The 16993-nt window shown below is 63.0% G+C and carries 18 protein-coding genes; 6 read left to right on the forward strand and 12 right to left on the reverse strand.

Features of this window, described 5'->3' with window-relative positions:
- The first annotated feature begins 3 nt into the window (after positions 1-3).
- Positions 4-1407, forward strand: a complete 1404-nt coding sequence (locus tag DT068_RS18390; RefSeq protein WP_119391346.1) for an FAD-binding oxidoreductase — start codon at positions 4-6, stop codon at positions 1405-1407.
- Positions 1408-1415: 8 nt separating this feature from the next.
- Here the strand turns inward: DT068_RS18390 and DT068_RS18395 are convergent, their stop codons facing one another.
- The 12 genes from DT068_RS18395 to DT068_RS18450 form a co-directional block, all read right to left on the reverse strand.
- Positions 1416-4430: a caspase family protein gene (locus tag DT068_RS18395; RefSeq protein WP_368904816.1), complete on the reverse strand. Its 3015-nt coding sequence runs from the start codon at positions 4428-4430 to the stop codon at positions 1416-1418.
- 85 nt (positions 4431-4515) lie between these two features.
- Complete coding sequence (locus tag DT068_RS18400; RefSeq protein WP_119391347.1) at positions 4516-5772, reverse strand: cyclopropane fatty acid synthase; 1257 nt, start codon at positions 5770-5772, stop codon at positions 4516-4518.
- Between the two features lie 199 nt (positions 5773-5971).
- Entirely contained in the window at positions 5972-6562 is a 591-nt protein-coding gene (rplI, locus tag DT068_RS18405; protein WP_119391348.1) for a 50S ribosomal protein L9, read from the reverse strand.
- A 111-nt stretch (positions 6563-6673) separates the two neighbouring features.
- Positions 6674-6922, reverse strand: coding sequence for a 30S ribosomal protein S18 (gene rpsR / locus DT068_RS18410; RefSeq protein ID WP_119391349.1), 249 nt, complete (start codon positions 6920-6922; stop codon positions 6674-6676).
- Entirely contained in the window at positions 6922-7341 is a 420-nt protein-coding gene (rpsF, locus tag DT068_RS18415; protein ID WP_119391350.1) for a 30S ribosomal protein S6, read from the reverse strand. The genes rpsR and rpsF overlap by 1 nt, the downstream gene beginning before the upstream one ends.
- A 251-nt stretch (positions 7342-7592) precedes the next feature.
- Positions 7593-8072, reverse strand: coding sequence for a GNAT family N-acetyltransferase (locus DT068_RS18420; RefSeq protein WP_119391351.1), 480 nt, complete (start codon positions 8070-8072; stop codon positions 7593-7595).
- Positions 8069-8527, reverse strand: a complete 459-nt coding sequence (locus DT068_RS18425; protein WP_119391352.1) for an HIT family protein — start codon at positions 8525-8527, stop codon at positions 8069-8071. Before DT068_RS18425 ends, DT068_RS18420 begins: the two co-directional genes overlap by 4 nt.
- 218 nt (positions 8528-8745) lie before the next feature.
- Positions 8746-9486: a TylF/MycF/NovP-related O-methyltransferase gene (locus tag DT068_RS18430; protein WP_368904817.1), complete on the reverse strand. Its 741-nt coding sequence runs from the start codon at positions 9484-9486 to the stop codon at positions 8746-8748.
- A gap of 176 nt (positions 9487-9662) precedes the next feature.
- Entirely contained in the window at positions 9663-10151 is a 489-nt protein-coding gene (locus DT068_RS18435; RefSeq protein ID WP_368904818.1) for a GNAT family N-acetyltransferase, read from the reverse strand.
- Complete coding sequence (locus DT068_RS18440) at positions 10132-10536, reverse strand: type II toxin-antitoxin system HicB family antitoxin (protein ID WP_119391354.1); 405 nt, start codon at positions 10534-10536, stop codon at positions 10132-10134. Before DT068_RS18440 ends, DT068_RS18435 begins: the two co-directional genes overlap by 20 nt.
- A gap of 2 nt (positions 10537-10538) precedes the next feature.
- Positions 10539-10745 carry a type II toxin-antitoxin system HicA family toxin gene (locus DT068_RS18445; protein WP_119391355.1) on the reverse strand — a complete coding sequence of 69 codons (207 nt, stop codon included), beginning with the start codon at positions 10743-10745 and terminating at the stop codon, positions 10539-10541.
- A gap of 33 nt (positions 10746-10778) precedes the next feature.
- Complete coding sequence (locus DT068_RS18450) at positions 10779-11744, reverse strand: threonine dehydratase (protein ID WP_119391356.1); 966 nt, start codon at positions 11742-11744, stop codon at positions 10779-10781.
- Between the two features lie 149 nt (positions 11745-11893).
- On the opposite strand from DT068_RS18450, the gene fabD reads away from it, so the two are divergent.
- From fabD to mltG, 5 genes are all read left to right on the forward strand, one after another.
- Positions 11894-12844, forward strand: a complete 951-nt coding sequence (gene fabD / locus DT068_RS18455) for an ACP S-malonyltransferase (protein WP_119391357.1) — start codon at positions 11894-11896, stop codon at positions 12842-12844.
- 5 nt (positions 12845-12849) lie between these two features.
- Positions 12850-13587: a 3-oxoacyl-[acyl-carrier-protein] reductase gene (gene fabG, locus DT068_RS18460; protein WP_119391358.1), complete on the forward strand. Its 738-nt coding sequence runs from the start codon at positions 12850-12852 to the stop codon at positions 13585-13587.
- A 216-nt stretch (positions 13588-13803) separates the two neighbouring features.
- A complete protein-coding gene (locus tag DT068_RS18465; RefSeq protein ID WP_119269176.1) occupies positions 13804-14040 on the forward strand; it encodes an acyl carrier protein in 237 nt (78 codons plus the stop codon).
- Positions 14041-14143: 103 nt separating this feature from the next.
- Positions 14144-15403: a beta-ketoacyl-ACP synthase II gene (gene fabF / locus DT068_RS18470; RefSeq protein WP_119391359.1), complete on the forward strand. Its 1260-nt coding sequence runs from the start codon at positions 14144-14146 to the stop codon at positions 15401-15403.
- A gap of 49 nt (positions 15404-15452) precedes the next feature.
- Positions 15453-16937, forward strand: a complete 1485-nt coding sequence (mltG, locus tag DT068_RS18475) for an endolytic transglycosylase MltG (protein ID WP_162914292.1) — start codon at positions 15453-15455, stop codon at positions 16935-16937.
- The last annotated feature ends 56 nt before the right edge of the window (positions 16938-16993 follow it).

Below are 16993 nucleotides of genomic sequence, written 5' to 3' on the forward strand. Positions count from 1 at the left end.
CGCATGGATGAGCTTCGCGCCGCAGAGACCCTCGAAGCGCTTCGATCCGCCTTGGGTGATGCCGTGCTGGCGCGCGCGGATATCCCCCCGCGCAACGAGCAGGACTGGAGCCCGCTTCCGCCGGTTCGGCCTTTGGCCGTGGTGCGGCCGCGGAGCACGGCAGGGATCGCGCAGGCGATGCGCATCTGCCATGGCCGCGGCGTGCCGATCGTGCCGCAGGGTGGGCTGACCGGGCTTGCCGGCGGGGCCCTGCCCATTGCCGGCGCGGTCGCCATCTCGCTCGAGCATTTCACCGGCATCGAGGAGATCGACCCCGATACATCGACCATGACGGTGCGCGCCGGCACGCCGCTCGAGACGGTGCAGCGCGCCGCCGATGAGGCCGGCCTCTATTTCGCGCTCGATCTCGGCTCGCGCGGCTCCTGCACGGTGGGCGGCAATCTCTCCACCAATGCCGGCGGCAATCGGGTCATCCGCTATGGCATGATGCGCGACATGGTTCTGGGCATCGAAGTGGTGCTGCCCGACGGCACCGTGATGACGAGCCTGAACAAGATGCTCAAGAACAATGCCGGCTACGACCTCAAGCAGCTCTTCATCGGCAGCGAGGGGACGCTCGGCATCGTGACCCGCATCGTGCTCAGGCTCTATCCCAAGCCCCTGAGCACCATGGCGGCGCTCTGCGCGCTCAGGAGCTATGGCGATGTCCTGAAATTCCTCGCTGAAATTCGCGCCGGGCTTGGTCCGCTGCTGTCGGCCTTCGAAGTGATGTGGGGCGATTATTGGCAGGTCGCGACCGAGCAGGTGGCGGGCGTGCGCAACCCGATTGTGGGTGTCTATCCCTTCATCGTCCTGGTCGAGGCTCAGGGAAGCGATGCCGAGAGCGATCCGGCGCGCTTCGGCCGCGTATTGGAGCAGGCCGTCGAGCAGGGCCTGATCGCCGATGCCGCTGTGGCGCAATCACTTGCGGATGTTAAGGCCTTCTGGGGAACGCGCGATGCCGCGGCTGAGTTCAAGCAGGTCCTGGGCCCGCATCTCTCCTTCGATATCGGCCTTCCGGTCTCCGCCATGGACGACTTCGCCGCGGAATGCCGGCAGGCGCTGCTCGCCGAGCTGGGCTGCCGTTCTTACTTTTACGGCCATATCGCGGACGGCAACATGCATATCATCGCGCATGTGCCGGGGGCCGAGATACAGCCTGCCGAGGAGATCAATTCCTGCGTCTATCGTCTGACCGGAAAGCATGCAGGCACGATCTCGGCCGAGCATGGCATCGGCCTCACCAAGAAGCCCTATCTTGGCCTGACGCGCGGCGGTGAGGAGATCCGGTTGATGCGCCTGATCAAGCAGGCGCTCGACCCACGCGGCAGTCTCAATCCCGGGAAGGTGATCGACGTCGATCTGTAAGGGTCGGCTCACTTGCCCGCCAGGGCCTGCTGGATGATGGCGATCTTCTTGTCGACCAGCGCCGCCATGGGGATCATGCCGCCCTTGGTGAAGCCTTCCTTGGCCTTCTCGAACTGGGCCAGCGAGTTCTCCAGCACTTTCTTGTCGCCCTTCCTTGTGCCGATGCCCCAATAGGAATCGCCGATGCCGTTCTGCGCCATCGCCCATTGCAGCGGCATTTTTTCCAGCGTGTAGACTTCGAGGGCGGCGTTGAACGCGGTAAGCGCCGTTTCGAAGCTCTCGGTGCCTTTCTCGAAATTGCCGACCATATTGAGCGAATTGCCGATATTGAACTGCGCCTGCGCCCATTCGAGCTCGCCATTCGCCTTGGTGAGAATGGTGAGGGCGGCGCGTTTCGCCGCGACCGCTTCCTTGAGTTTCTCAGGGCCGCCGCCGGCGAATCCGATGGCCTCGAGCGCCGTGCCCAGCATGCTTTGCGCCGTCGCCCACTGCATCGGCGTGCGTTCGAAGGTGTATTCACCCAGTGCCGCCTGATAGGCGGTTACCGCCTCATAGAGCCTCGCCATGTCGTTGCTGAGCTTGCCCGCCGTCTGCAGGGCATTGCCGAGATTGAGCTGCGTCATTGCCCAGTCCATGGCTGAACAGTCCCGCTTGTAGACCCCGAGGGCGCCGCGAAGGGCAGTGATCGCTTCCTCGATCTTGTCGCTGTTCATGGTGCGCGTGCTGATCTGCTGCAGGACGCCACCGAGATTGTTCTGGGCCGAGGCCCAGCCGAGCTCCGAGCGCTCGCGCGTCAGCTCGAGAGCCGCGTCGCGATAGGCTTGCGCCGCTTCCTCGAGCTCGACTGTACCGGTGTTCCGCAGCCCGATATTCTGCAGCGCATTGGCAAGGTTGAGCTTGCTGCTGGCCCACTGCAGGGGAACCCGCTCACGGGTGCGCACTTCCAGCGCCGCGCGGAATGTGTCGGCGGCCTGCTTGAGGATGGCTATGTCGTTCTTGCGCGCCCCTTGCGTGTTGAGCGTATTGCCGAGATTGTTGGTGAGCGTGCCCCACCGCAAGGGTTGCTCGTCACGGCTGATGGCCTCGAGGCCGGCGCGGTAGGCGGCCAATGCTTCAAGCAGCCGCGCGTCGTTATTTTCCCGCTCGGCGAGCGAGTAGAGGGCAATGCCGAGATTGTTCTGCGAGTCTGACCAGTCGGCCGGCGTCTTCTCGCGGTTGCGCACCGCGAGCACCGCGCGGAAAGCCGCAACGGCATCTTCCAGCGATTGAGTGTTGCTTTCCCTCTGGCCAATGGCCAGGAGCGAATTACCGAGATTATTCTGCGCCGCCGCCCAGTTGACCGGATCATGTTCGAGCGTGAGGATCTCGAGCGATTCCCGGAAGATCTGGGCCGCCTGCTTCAAGCGTTTCGTGTCGCAGTCGCGTTCGCCAAGGCTCTGATAGACGACACCCATATTGTTGCGGGTAATGGCCCACTCATCATTTTTCTCGCCATTCGGAATGAAGGTCAGAAGCTGCTCATAGGCCGCAACCGACTTGTCCAGTGAGGCATTGTCGCCCTTTTCATAGCCATAGGCATTGAGGGCTTCGGCTTCGAGGTTCTTGTAGTTCCATTTGAGCTTCTCGTCCCACTTCTCGGCGAGAGAAAAGGCCATCGCATAGTCCTTGGCGGCCGCCTGATGATCGAAGGCAAGGCTGGCGGCCTCGGCCCGGCGCGCATAGACGGCGGCATCGGCGAGGCGCTTCTGCTTCACCGCTTCCTCTGCCGCATCGACGGCGCCGACGGTGGCTTCGACGCGTTTTACCGCATCGTCGAGGAACTGTCGGGCTGTTGCGATGGCCCCTTGCCGGATCGCCCGGTCGGCAGCCTCGATCATCCGCTTGATTTCGGGATCATCTGATTTGAGCGCGTCGCGCTCTTCCATCATCTTCTTGAGCTTGTCGGCTTGCGTCTTGAGGAGCTTTTCCAGCGCCACCGGGTCTTCCGGCATGTCCTTGGCGCCGAGCGCGCGCAGGATGCCGAAGAGCGCATCGAGCGGCACGCCATCGGCCTTGGCGATGGTCTCGACCCGTTGGCGGTCGAGGCTCGGCAGATCGGCGATGGTGAGGAGAAGCTGGCGGCGCTCTCCGGTGATGAGGCCTTCCTCGCCCTGCGGTTCGTCGGGCGCGACGCCGAGATAGAGCAGGCGGCGCAGGCTTTCATTCACCCACGGGCGCTGGCGCGTCTCGGTCGAGAGATAGACTTCTTCCGTCACCATGCGCATGACGGAGGAAAGCTCGGCTCCCTGCATTGCCGAGAGATGGCGCAGCAGGGCCGCCGCATAGGGGCTGTTGCCGCCTTCAGCACCATCGAGCGCCGGCCGTCCGGGCTCGGCGGCGAAGCCGATCACCGTGCCGAGATTGTCGGCATTGCCCTGGGTGGTCTCGACCACGCTGGCGCCGCGCGGCGCGCCGAGGCCGCCGGCGGTGATGGGCTGTCCGGCGCTTGCCGGCGTTGCCTTGATCTGGGCGCCGGCCGGAAAGGGACTGGTGCGGCAGGCATCGAGCAGCACGATTGCCACCGGCACCGTCGCCTTGAGCTTGTCGATCACCCGGGAAAGCGGCACCAGCGCTTCGCCGGCATTGGCGAGCGAGCTCTCATCGGCATTGACGGGGACGAGATAATTCTCGCCGCCCGCTTCGATGCCATGGCCCGAATAATAGAGGAAGGCGACATCGGCACCTTCGGCATCCTCGGCAAAGCGCTCGAGATCGCGCGTGAGCTTCGCGGCGTCGCGGTCGGTGACGCTGCGCGCGTCGAAGCCCATGTCGGTGAGGAGCTTCACCATCTCGCGCGCGTCATTGGCGGGGTTGGTCAGGGGCGTGATATGGGCGTATTTCGACTGCCCGATCACCAGCGCCACGCCCTTCAGCGTCTTGGCTTCCTCGGCCCTGGCCGCCAAAGCGAGGCACAGAAAAAACGCAAAGCCGGCAATGGCCGCGAGATGGCGCAGGGGATGCCAGGCAAGGGATCTCGAAATCATGCAGCCGTCCTCGATCTTCCGCCGTTGCGGCTGTTTAGGCTTGCCGTTGCGGCGCGATCAAGGCCGAAGTGAGCCGCGCCCCGGACTATTCAGCCGGAACCGACTTGAGCCTTGGGCTCTTACTGTCGATGGCCCGCAGCCGCTCTTCCTCGGCGATCATATAGTTGCGCGTCATCGGCAGCGCATGCTGGTTGCGCGCGAACTGGATCTGGAAGTTGTTCATGCCCGAATAGCGGAAGGCGGTTTCCGCACCCGCCAGATAGAACTCCCACATGCGGCAGAAACGCTCGTCATAGATCACCTTGGCGCGATGCCGGTTGGCGGCGAAGCGCTTGCCCCATTCGCGCAGGGTCTCGGCATAATGCAGGCGCAGGATCTCGATGTCGGTGACATAGAGCCCGCTCTTCTCGATATGTGGAAGGACCTCGGACAAGGCCGGGATATAGCCGCCGGGGAAAATGTACTTCTTCGTCCAGGCGCTTGTGGCGCCGGGGCCGTCGGAGCGATTGATCGAATGCAGCACGGCGATGCCGTCGTCCTTGAGGAGCGCACGGCATTTGCGGAAGAACTCCTTGTAATGGCCGACGCCGACATGCTCGAACATGCCGACCGACACGATGCGGTCGAACTGCTCGTCGAGCAGCCGGTAGTCGAGCAGGCGGAAGTCGACCGTGTTGGAGACGCTGCGCTGGCGCGCCCGCTCGATCGACATCTTGTGCTGCTCTTCCGAGAGCGTGACGCCGGTCACCTTGGCGCCGCAGGTCTCGGCCAGATAGAGGCCAAGGCCGCCCCAGCCCGAGCCGATATCGAGCACCTTCATGCCGGGCTTGATATTGAGCTTGGCGGCGAGATGACGCTTCTTGGCAAGCTGTGCATCCTCGAGCGAGGCGTCGGGCGTTTCGAAATAGGCGCAGGAATATTGCCGGTCGCGATCGAGGAAGAGATCATAGAGGGCGCCCGACAGGTCATAGTGATGCGCGACATTGGCCTGCGCCTTGCCGATCGGATTATACTGGTCCAGCCGCTTCATCGCGATGCGGATATTGTTGAAGAACTTGGTGCCGCCGGGCGAAGGCCGGTGCTCGATGTTCTTCAGCAGCAATTCGAGCACGTCATAGATCGTGCCCTCGGTGAGGACGATGCCGCCATCCATATAGGCTTCACCGAAGAACCGGTCGGGATCGAGGACAATCCTGAGCGGCGCCTTGCGGTCGACGATTTTGAAGCCTGCCGGCTTTCCCGATCCATCGCCATAGACATGTGCGCGGCCATTGGCGTCGGTTACGGTCAGATGGCCGGTCTGAACCAGCTTTTTGAGTGCCTGGTTTAAAACTGCGAACATATATGCATCTCCCGCTCTTCCGGCCCCCCGGCCGGAACGGCTTTGCCGCCATAGTAAACGCAGTTTGACAAATAAGTGAAGGCCCCCGGCATGGCGGGGCCTCATAGCCTTAACGCATAGCGGAGCGGTTGACCGCCAACGAAAAAGGCCCCGCGCTGCGGCAGGGCCCTTCGGTATTGCCACCCTTGCGGCGTGGAAATTACTTCTCTTCCTGCTCCGTGACGGCAGCCTCGGCCTCGGCCTGGGCTTCGGATTCGAACAATTCCTCGGCGGCAGCCAGGGCCTCGGCCCGCTCGGAGACGGGGCCGGTGAGGACTTCACCGCGCGCCTGCGCGTCGGCCTCGTCCTGCGAGCGCGCGACATTGAGCGTCACCGGAACGGAGAGCTCGGGATGCAGCGCGATCTGCACGGTGTAGAGGCCGATGGTCTTGATCGGCGTATCGAGCAGCACATGGTTGCGCGAGACCGGGATTCCGGCGGTCGAGGCGGCTTCCGCGATATCGCGGGTCGAGACCGAGCCATAGAGCTGGCCCGATTCACCGGCCTGGCGCAGGATCACGAAGCTCTTGCCTTCGAGCTTGCCGCTGTCGCCCATGGCGGCCTTGCGGCGCTCCTCGCTCTTGGCTTCGAGAACGGCGCGGTCGCGCTCGAACTTGGCGCGGTTGGCCTCGGTGGCGCGCAGCGCCTTGTGCTGCGGGAAGAGGAAGTTGCGGGCATAGCCGTCCTTGACCTTGACGACCTCGCCCATATTGCCGAGCTTGCCGATGCGCTCGAGAAGAATGACGTCCATTGAATTGGTCCTTTGCTGTCCCCGATCCTGGAGGATGGGTTAGAGGCGGATCGGGTATCCGCCCCAACCGTGGCAGCGTTCCCCGCTGGGGACGCTCCCAATGAGCGATTATTACTTGAGCACGTAGGGCAGAAGGCCCAGGAAACGTGCGCGCTTGATCGCCTGGGCGAGCTCGCGCTGCTTCTTGGCCGAAACCGCCGTGATGCGCGACGGCACGATCTTGCCGCGCTCGGAGATGAAGCGCTGCAGCAGCTTCACGTCCTTGTAGTCGATCGCCGGTGCGTTATCGCCCGAGAACGGGCAGCTCTTGCGCCGACGGAAGAAGGGGCGCCGTGCCGGCCCGCCTTGACCCTGAGCCATCAGTTAGCCTCCCTGTCCAAAGAGAAATCCATGTCGTCGAAGCCGCGTCCGCCGCGCCCGCCGAAGCCGCGTCCGCCGCCGCGCTCGTCGCGCCGGCTGCCCGCCTTCATCATGGCGGTGGGACCGTCCTCGTGCTTCTCGACGCGCACTGTCATGAAGCGGATGACGTCTTCGTTGATCGACATCTGGCGCTCCATTTCGGCGATCGCCGCCGGCGGGGCGTCGATGTCGAGATAGGTGTAGTGCGCCTTACGGTTCTTCTTGATGCGGAAGGTGAGGGACTTGAGGCCCCAATATTCGGACTTGCCGATCTTGCCGCCACCCGAAGTGATGACGGTCTTGAATTGATCAGTCAGCTGATCAACCTGTGCATTCGATGCGTCCTGACGGGTCAGGAACACATGCTCGTAAAGTGGCATGTTTCAAGCCTTTCAAAGTTTCGTTCGGCAGTCGGTTCCGATGCAGAGCCTCTTCCGAGCCCTCATGTGAAAGGCTCGAAAGACCGGTTTCTCGAAAGAGCGGAGACACGGGAAGCCGGGGCAAGCCCCTATCTGCGGCCCACAGGGCCATAGACCTTCCGTTCAGCCCCCAACCGGAAGCCAACTGGCGGGCGGTCTATGGCGGAAAAGCCGGGAAATTGCAAGCACTGGCGGGTCTTGTGTCTTATTTCCTATTTTAGCCCGGCCAAGTCCTTTGCCATTGGGTAAATATTGTCCTTGAGGCGGCCGGCTCGGGGCGCCCCGTCATCTCTGTAGCCCCGTGCCTTGTAGAAGCGGTGGGCGGTCGCGGTGCTGTTGAGCGTCGTCCGCGTCAACCCGAGTTTCCGGGCCTCCTGTTCCATGGTGTCGATGAGGGCGATGCTGACGCCCTGGAACCGGGCATCGGGCGACACGTAATTGAGCCTGATCTCGCCGGTCTTCGAGACGAGCCCGACGTCCAATATGGCGCCGTCATCGCCCTCCGCCACGAAGCACGGGCTGTCCTCGGCCGCGACCCAGTTCCGGAACTGCTCCGGCGTCTTGTTGGCAAGCCAGCTCTTCAGGAGTTCCGGGTCATTTCCATGATCACGCGCGCACAGTTCGCTGATCGACCGCCTGAGTACGTGGCTCGCCGGCCCGGCATCATCTGCGACCGCCCGCCGGACTATCATGGCGAGACCTCCCGCGCATCAAGAGCCCGGCGCAGGCCGAGCGCCACCAGCCCCAGTTCTTCATCGCTCGGTCGCGCGATCGGCTGGAACGTTATCCGTTCCTCGGCGATATAGCGCCGGGATGTGATATCGGTGGGCGCGATCATCGGCAGCACATGGGCATGCGCATGGGCGATGTCGCTGCCGGTGAACAGGAAGGCGGCGCGGCTCACCTGGTTGCGCTCCTTCAGGATGCGCGCCAGCCTCTGTCCGAGCACGATGATGCGCGACGCAAGCTCGGCGGTGAGATCATCGAAAGTCGGATAGTGATCGCGCGGGATGATCTGCACATGACCGGGCCGGATCGGCCCGGTGTCGAGGAAGGCGACCAGATGGTCGTCTTCATAGATGATATGGGCCGGGATCTCGCGCCGCGCGATGCGGCAGAACAGGCAAGGGGAGGAATGAACGATCATGGCGCGTCTCTCTGAAGGAAGTGGATCGGTCCTAAGGAAATGAAAAACCCTCAACCGGCTGGCGGGAGGGTTCGAGGGAACGCGATCTCTGTTCAGAAAATGCGCGCGCTCAATCGCCTCCGCCGGTGGTACCCGGCAAGGGGGCGCGCATTCGAAGCTGGCCATGTGCAGCGGTCATGCGGGTGTTATGCACCGGCATTTGGTCTTCCGCAAGCGCGTCAGTTCCACGACCCGGCATGTCGCCGCAGGATCACATTGGCGCCGTCATCCATCGTGAAGTCGGGGTGACGCTCCATGAACTCGTCGGTGGCCGCATGGCATCCGGAAAAGTCATGATAGTCGTCGATGATGATCATTCCGCCGGGCGAGAGCTTCGCCCCGAGAAACTGCAGGCAGAATTTCACCGGATCATACCAGTCGCAATCCACATGGGCGAGGGCGACCTGCTGCACCGGCGCCACGGGCACCGTCTCTTCGAACAATCCCTTGTGCAGGGTCACGCTCCTGCCATCTACAGGGACGCCATGCGCGGCCATCGCGCGGCAGACATCGCCATGGAGGTCGTCGCGATAGCCGTAATACCCATCGCCGCCAATGCCGGCCGATGCGCCGCTGGCGATCGTCTCATAGCGTGACTTGGCGTCGGCCTCATCCTTGTCGGAGGAGGGCGGCGGGATCATGCCGAACACGTCGAAACCGTGAAACCGCCGTCCTGCCTGTTTCGCGGAATCGGCGAGAATGATGGCACTGCCGCCGAGGGCGACGCCGAATTCGAGCATGTCGCCCTGAACCTGGTCTTCAACGACGGCTGAGGCCGATGCTTCCAGCCGCGCCAGCTTCTGCGGGGAAAGATAGGTCAATCTCTCCCGCACGACCTCTCGGGTCAGGGAATTGAGCCGTGCCAAGGTGATCATGCTGTTGGCCCGCCACACCGCGCGGCCGATGGCGGTTCTGATCATACGCTTTCCCCCCTTGATAGGACTGCTCGAAGAAATGCGATTTCAGTTGAGTGACTGCACGTGAGTGACTGCGCGAGCTCTATTATCTCCGCCGAATGCGGGTCACTGCCGTCCCACATCCCCTATGACGGCGTCGCGTGTTCAAGTTAAGGCAAAGGCGCTTTTTATGTCGCCTGCTACCAGGCGACCCCTGTCCGCAAGGTAAGTATCGGCCGCTCCCACGTAACTCGGGGTGGCGATGGCGGCTTCACCCCGATCAATTCGGCGCCCATACGCCTATAGAAGCCGACCGAAGGTGGGTGTGAGATGACCATGACCGCCGGGATGCCGCGTTGGCGCGCCTCATCGCGCATATGCTCGAAGAGCTGCCGGCCCATGCCCGTGCCTTGCGCGGCATCGCTCACGAACATGAGGTCGAGCTCCGGCTCCGCGCCGAGCGTCAGGCTGTAGAAGCCGAGCACAGCGCCCGATGATTCCGCCAGATAGATCAGATCGCGGCTGACCTGTTCGGGCGTGATGCGATAATTCTTCAGGATGCGCGCATAATCGCCCTGATAGGCCGATGACGCCAGCATGAGACTGGTGAGCAGAGACGTATCGGCGGCGGTTGCACGGCGAATCCTTGGCCGCGGCCGCGCTAGATCGTCAGCCTTCGGCAAGTTCACGGCGAGCTGCGCTTGAAAGGAATGCGGACCGGGTCATGCCACGATCCTTGGCTGCCTCATCAATGGCTTCGATCAATCCTGGATCAAGTGAGACATTGATGCGCCGTGCCGATCCACGATCCTGAACAAGCGGCACGTAAGCGAAAGTCGCATCTGGCAGAACCGTGCGGAGAGACTTGTCATTTCGGATCGCCTCAATCGAGCGTGGAGATGGAGCGGTGATGCCATCGGCTTCAAGGCCCTGTACATGAAAGGCCAAGGCTTCGACCGCATTTGTAACGGCTTCATCGACAGTATTGCCAGCTGAGATACAGCCTGGAAAATCCGGAAAACTGATCCCATAGGAACTGTCTTTATCTTTGTGAACAAGCGCAACGTAACGCATGGCTAGTCCTGTATATCAAGCCAACCGGCCTGCCGATAAATGGAATGGACAGTTCCCTTCGGCAGATCATGGTTGGGATGTGGAACGGTTACACGACCCGATTTTTGCGGATGCTTGAACTGATGGTGCGAACCCTTGACCTCAACAAGATACCAGCCGTCACCCGTCAGCAATTTGATGAGCTTTCGGCTGTTCCGCTCAAATCTCATGGGTGTGTAATATAATACACAAGACTGCTGAACTCAAGGCAATGGTGTCCGCCCTTGCAGCACCTGGGCGAATTTGTTGCCGTCGACATTGCCGCCGGTCAGGATCACGCCGACGCGCTTGCCCTTCATCTGGGCGCGTTCCTTCATGAGTGCCGCAAGCGCCGCGGCGCCCGCGCCTTCGGCGAGATTGTGGGTGGTGCGGAAATAGAGCCGCATCGCCTCGGCGATCTCGTCCTCGCTCACCTCGACGACATGGTCTGCGCCGCGATTGATGATCTGGGTCGCGTCGGGATGGGGCGTGCGCACTGCAACGCCATCGGCGAAGGTATTGGCCGAATTGGTCGGCACGACGCGCTTTTGCGCGAAGGAGAGGGCATAGGCATTGGCCAGGTCGGAGACGACGCCGATGACCTTGGTCTTGCGTCCCAGGAGATCGCGCATGGAGATGACGCCGCAGATGCCGGAGCCGAGCCCGATCGGCACATAGACGGCATCGAGCCCGCCCGCCGCGGTGAACAATTCATAGGCATAGCTCGCCACCCCCAGCACCAGCTCGGGATGGAAGGAGGCCACCATGTCGAGGCCTTTCTCTTTGGCGAGCTTCATCGCCGTCTCTCGGGCCTCGTCGAAATCCGCTCCTCCTTCGATGAGCGTGCAGCCCAGCGCCCGCATCGCCGCATTCTTCTCGGTCGAATTTCCCCTGGGCACGACCACGGTCGAAGCGATGCCTTCGCGCCGCGCCGCATAGGGAATGGACTGGCCGTGATTGCCGCGCGTGGCCGTGATCACGCCATTGGCCTGCCCGCGTTCCTTGCGCAGGCGCATATGGACAAGGCCGCCCCTGACCTTGAAGGCGCCGATCGGCGTATGGTTCTCATGCTTGACCCAGCATTCGCATTGGGTCTCCTCGGCCAGCAGCGGCCAGGCATATTGCGGCGTCGGCAGCATCGCCGAATAGACGATGTCGAGGGCCCGATCGAACTCAGCGCGTGTGAACATGGAAGCAAACCGGAGTGGTGAAAGAAGGAATTACGCTTTATCAGCTGGTGCCATCCCGGTGAAAGCCCGAATACGGGACGCTTGACTCGCTGAGTCTCGCATGCTTCGTGCGCCCCGACAGCGCCCTGAATCGCTTGAAAGAGAACCCGATGAGCCTCGCTTTCATATTTCCCGGACAAGGCAGCCAGGCCGTCGGCATGGGCAAGGCGCTCGCCGAGGCATCGCCTGCGGCGCGCGCCGTCTTCGCCGAAGCGGATGAAGCGCTGGGCCAGGCGCTCTCAAAACTTATGTGGGAAGGCCCGGAAGCCGATCTTACTCTGACCGAGAACGCCCAGCCCGCCTTGATGGCGGTGAGCCTTGCCGTCATGCGCGTGCTCGAGGCCGAGCATGGCATCAAACTGCAGGACACGGCGAAATTCGTCGCCGGCCATTCGCTCGGCGAATATTCGGCCCTTGCCGCCGCCGGCACCTTCTCGCTCGCCGATGCGGCGCGTCTGCTGAAAGTCCGCGGCCGCGCCATGCAAATGGCAACCCCGGTGGGCACCGGCGCCATGGCGGCATTGCTGGGGCTTGATTTTCCCGACGCCGCGGCGGTCGCCGAAGCGGCGGCCCAGAACGAGATCTGCCAGGCAGCGAACGACAATGCGCCCGGACAGGTCGTGGTGTCGGGCCACAAGGCGGCGGTCGAGCGTGCGGTGGCGCTTGCCAAGGAAAAAGGCGCCAAGCGCGCCGTGATGCTCCAGGTGAGTGCGCCTTTCCATTGCGCGCTCATGCAGCCCGCCGCCGAGGCGATGGCGGCCGCTCTCGCCAATACGCCGATGCGCCCGCCGACCGTGCCGGTCATCAGCAACGTGCTGGCGGGTCCGTTGAGCGATCCGGCCGAGATCAGGAAGGCGCTGGTGGCGCAGGTGACGGGGACGGTGCGCTGGCGCGAAGGCATGGGCTATATGGCCGGCAAGGGTGTTAAAGTATTTTGTGAATCGGGCGCGGGTAAGGTCCTGTCGGGACTCGTGAAAAGGACGGCGCCCGAGGCGCAGGGATTGGCCATGGGCACGCCCGACGACATCGCCCAGGGTGTTTCGCAGCTCAAGCAGGGATAGGGGATATGTTCGATCTTTCCGGAAAGACCGCTTTGGTGACGGGCGCCACCGGCGGCATAGGTGCTGCGATCGCGCGCGTGCTCCACAGGCAGGGCGCCAGCGTCGCCATCTCAGGCACCCGTGCGGAGGTGCTCGAAGCGCTGAAAGCCGAGCTTGGCGAGCGGGTGCATGTGCTCGCCTGCAATCTCGGCAAATCCGAGGAAGTGGAGAAACTGGTGCCCGCGGCCGAAGCCGCCATGGGCTCGCTCGATATCCTCGTCAACAATGCCGGCATCACCCGCGACGGGCTCGCCATGCGCATGAAGGACGAGGACTGGGCGCAGGTTCTCGACGTCAATCTGACGGCAGCCTTCCGTCTGTCGCGCGCGGCGATGCGCGGCATGATGAAGCGGCGCTTCGGCCGCATCATCGGCATCACCTCGGTGGTGGGCGTCACCGGCAATGCCGGGCAGGCCAATTACGCCGCCTCCAAGGCCGGCATGATCGGCATGACCAAGGCGCTGGCGCAGGAGCTGGCGAGCCGCAATGTGACGGTGAATTGCATCGCGCCCGGCTTCATCGCGACGCCGATGACCGATGCGCTCAATGACAAGCAGAAAGAGGCCATCATCGCCAAGGTGCCCGCCGGACGCCTCGGAACTTCCGATGACGTGGCGGCGGCAGCCCTCTATCTGGCCAGCGCCGAGGCCGCCTATATGACCGGCCAGACGCTGCATGTGAATGGCGGCATGGCAATGATCTGAAGGGCATCGGGCCGAAAAGTGGATACCGGTTTTCGGATGACCCGATGCCCCCGCAAAAGACCTGACTGCATGGGTTTTATCGGGCCTTATCAAGGGGGTGGACTTGCCCCTTTTATGGCCTGAGGAATCTGTGTTAGGAAGCCCGGAACACGAGGGGGACGTATGTCCGATCGTAAAACGGAAAATAACTGAAACTACAGACGAGGACGATTGAACATGAGTGATGTTGCTGAGCGGGTGAAGAAGATCGTGGTTGAGCACCTTGGCGTCGACGCCGAGAAGGTGAATCCGGAAGCCAGCTTTATCGACGATCTCGGCGCCGACAGCCTCGATACGGTCGAGCTCGTCATGGCCTTCGAAGAGGAATTCGGCATCGAGATTCCCGATGATGCAGCCGAAACCATCCAGACCGTCGGCGATGCGGTCAAGTTCATCGAGAAGAGCGCCGCTTGACGGATGCGGATTGCCTCCCCGCCGGGAGGGCTATTGATTGCAGCGCGGAGGCAGGAGACCGAAAGTCTTGGCCGCCGCGTTTTCGTGTAGGAGAGGAGAATTGATGCGCAGGGTGGTTGTTACGGGGCTGGGTATCGTTTCGCCGCTTGCGACGGGCATCGAGGAAACCTGGGCACGGTTGACCGCTGGCCAGAGTGGCGCCGGCCCGATCACCAAATTCGATACGTCCGACATGGCTTGCCGCATCGCCTGCGAAGTGACGCGCGGTGACGGCACCGACGGTACTTTCAATGCCGGCCAGTGGGTCGATCACAAGGACCAGCGCCGCTACGACAGCTTCATCATCTATGCACTGGCCGCCGCCAAGCAGGCGGTCAAGGATTCAGGCTGGGAGCCCAAGACCGAGGACGAGAAATACGCCACCGGCGTCCTCATCGGTTCCGGCATCGGCGGCCTTCCCTCGATCGAGGAGACGACGCTGCTTCTCGCCGAGAAGGGCCCGCGGCGCGTCAGCCCGTTCTTCATCCCGGGCTCGCTGATCAATCTCGCCTCCGGCGTGGTGTCGATCGAATTCGGCTTCAAAGGTCCCAACCATGCGGTGGTCACGGCCTGCGCCACGGGCTCCCATGCGATCGGCGATGCCAGCCGAATGATCGCGCTGGGCGATGCCGATGTCATGGTGGCGGGTGGTGCCGAAGCCGCCATCTCGCGCCTGGGTATAGCGGGCTTCATCGCCTGCAAGGCGCTGGCGACCAAGTTCAACGATGCGCCTGAAAAGGGCTCGCGCCCCTATGACAAGGACCGCGACGGCTTCGTCATGGGCGAGGGGGCGGGCATCCTCGTCCTCGAGGAGTTCGAGCACGCCAAGGCCCGGGGTGCCAAGATCTATGCCGAGATCATCGGCTACGGCATGTCGGGCGATGCTCATCACATCACCGCACCATCCGAGGACGGCGACGGCGCCTATCGCTGCATGCAGGCGGCGCTGAAGCGGGCCGGCATTTCAGCCCATGAGGTCGATTATATCAACGCCCACGGCACCTCGACCCCTTTGGGCGACGAGATCGAGCTGAAGGCGGTCGAACGGCTGATGGGCAACCGGGTCAATGGCCTGGCGATGTCCTCGACCAAGTCGTCGACCGGCCATCTCCTGGGGGCGGCCGGCGCTGTGGAAGCGATCTTCTCACTGCTTTCCCTTAGGGATAATATCTGCCCGCCAACCCTCAATCTGGAGCATCCTTCGGTTGAGACGGAGATCGATCTGGTACCGCTGAAAGCTCGGAAAAAAGAGATAAACACAGTATTGTCCAATTCATTTGGTTTCGGTGGGACGAACGCGTCTTTGATCATGAGGCGAATCTGAGCCTCGAAGGAGGCCTATTGTGCCCGACCAGCGTAGGCTGAGACATAGCGTGGTGGTGCCCCCCCGCCGTCGCCGCCGTTCGGCGCTCAGGCGTGTCGTCTACTCTCTGATCCTGCTCGCCGGCTGTGCCGCTTTGACGGTGTTCGGCACCAGCCTGTACGGCTATGTGAAGTTCACCGGCCCCGGTCCCCTGGCGGAAGACAAGGTTTTCACCGTCGAACGCGGCGGCGGGCTGCTCGGCATCGCGGCTGAGCTCGAGAAAGCGAATGTCATTTCGAGCGCCAATATCTTCGCCGCCGCGGCGAAGGTGACGGGAACCGCAGGACGGCTGAAGCCTGGCGAGTATCAATTCCGCCAGGCGATGAGCATGCAGGACGTGATGAACCTCATCGTCTCGGGCAAGTTCATCACCTACAAGGTCACCATTCCGGAAGGCTGGACGACGGCGCAGGCGCTTGACCGGCTGCGCGAGAACGAGGTTCTGACCGGTGACATCACGCTCACCCCGGCAGAAGGGCAGATCATGCCCGACACCTATGTCTTCCAACGCGGCGAGACGCGCAACAACGTCGTCAAGGGCATGATGACGGCGAGCCAGCGGATGATGGATGATCTGTGGCCGCAGCGGCCCGAGGATTCGCCCGTGAAGACGCCGGCTGAGGCCATCATCCTCGCCTCGATCATCGAAAAGGAGACGGGCGTTCCGCAGGAGCGTCCGCGCGTCGCTTCGGTCTTCGCCAACCGCTTGCGCCAGGGCATGCGCCTGCAGTCCGATCCGACCATCATATATGGGATCACCGAGGGCAAGACGAAGCTCGACCGGCCGCTGACCAAGGCCGATATCGCTCAAGCGACGCCTTACAACACCTACCGCATCAATGGCCTGCCGCCGGGCCCGATCGCCAATCCCGGCCGTGACGCGCTCGCCGCGGCGCTGGCCCCGGCCAAGACAAATGATCTGTATTTCGTTGCCGACGGATCGGGCGGGCATGCCTTTGCCGCGACGCTCGCGGAACATCGCGTGAATGTAAAGAAATGGCGCGAGATCGAGAAAAACCGCAACCAGGGCGGCGAAGAAGCCCCGGTCATGGACGAGGCGGACGCTGCTGCCGGCAGTGATGCGCTCGTCACCCAGCCGGCACAACCCGCGCTCGAGGCAGGCTCGGCAACCGCTTCCGGCCAGCAGGCCTCGGCAACCGGTTTGCCGGCGGTGGAGGATACCACCACCCAGCCGGCAGCGGACGGCACAACTGCGCCCGAACCTGAAGCCGAGGCTGAGACCCCGGCTGCGGAGCCGCCGCAGGCCGGAACCCAGGATGCCGGCTCATCCGCCGAGCCGCAGGTCGCTGTTCCGTTGCCCAGGCCGCGACCGGACAACCTGACCGCCAAAGTGGCAGCGATGCAGCCCGACGACACGCCTGCGCCAGCCGTCCAGCCGGAAGCCACGCTGGCCCTGGACGTGAAGCCCGGCAGTGTGATCAAGGGCGCCAAGGGGCTCATTCCCATCCCTGTTCCCAAGCCGCGGGCGCCCTGAAGCGGTGTTTACTGTAGTGAGGGAAGGGGCGGAAAAGCCGTATCCACGCTTGTGCC

Origin of the sequence: Taklimakanibacter lacteus (genome assembly GCA_003576695.1) — a bacterium.
Lineage (GTDB): Bacteria > Pseudomonadota > Alphaproteobacteria > Rhizobiales > Aestuariivirgaceae > Taklimakanibacter > Taklimakanibacter lacteus.

Coding starts and splice junctions, on each gene's coding strand:
- DT068_RS18440 (WP_119391354.1), bottom strand. CDS start 10,536: ATGCGTTACGTTGCGCTTGTTCACAAAGATAAAGACAGTTCCTATGGG.
- rpsR (WP_119391349.1), bottom strand. CDS start 6,922: ATGGCTCAGGGTCAAGGCGGGCCGGCACGGCGCCCCTTCTTCCGTCGG.
- DT068_RS18465 (WP_119269176.1), top strand. CDS start 13,804: ATGAGTGATGTTGCTGAGCGGGTGAAGAAGATCGTGGTTGAGCACCTT.
- DT068_RS18450 (WP_119391356.1), bottom strand. CDS start 11,744: ATGTTCACACGCGCTGAGTTCGATCGGGCCCTCGACATCGTCTATTCG.
- fabF (WP_119391359.1), top strand. CDS start 14,144: ATGCGCAGGGTGGTTGTTACGGGGCTGGGTATCGTTTCGCCGCTTGCG.
- DT068_RS18400 (WP_119391347.1), bottom strand. CDS start 5,772: ATGTTCGCAGTTTTAAACCAGGCACTCAAAAAGCTGGTTCAGACCGGC.
- fabG (WP_119391358.1), top strand. CDS start 12,850: ATGTTCGATCTTTCCGGAAAGACCGCTTTGGTGACGGGCGCCACCGGC.
- DT068_RS18425 (WP_119391352.1), bottom strand. CDS start 8,527: ATGATCGTTCATTCCTCCCCTTGCCTGTTCTGCCGCATCGCGCGGCGC.
- rplI (WP_119391348.1), bottom strand. CDS start 6,562: ATGGACGTCATTCTTCTCGAGCGCATCGGCAAGCTCGGCAATATGGGC.
- fabD (WP_119391357.1), top strand. CDS start 11,894: ATGAGCCTCGCTTTCATATTTCCCGGACAAGGCAGCCAGGCCGTCGGC.
- DT068_RS18395 (WP_368904816.1), bottom strand. CDS start 4,430: ATGATTTCGAGATCCCTTGCCTGGCATCCCCTGCGCCATCTCGCGGCC.
- DT068_RS18430 (WP_368904817.1), bottom strand. CDS start 9,486: ATGATCAGAACCGCCATCGGCCGCGCGGTGTGGCGGGCCAACAGCATG.
- DT068_RS18420 (WP_119391351.1), bottom strand. CDS start 8,072: ATGATAGTCCGGCGGGCGGTCGCAGATGATGCCGGGCCGGCGAGCCAC.
- rpsF (WP_119391350.1), bottom strand. CDS start 7,341: ATGCCACTTTACGAGCATGTGTTCCTGACCCGTCAGGACGCATCGAAT.
- DT068_RS18445 (WP_119391355.1), bottom strand. CDS start 10,745: ATGAGATTTGAGCGGAACAGCCGAAAGCTCATCAAATTGCTGACGGGT.
- DT068_RS18390 (WP_119391346.1), top strand. CDS start 4: ATGGATGAGCTTCGCGCCGCAGAGACCCTCGAAGCGCTTCGATCCGCC.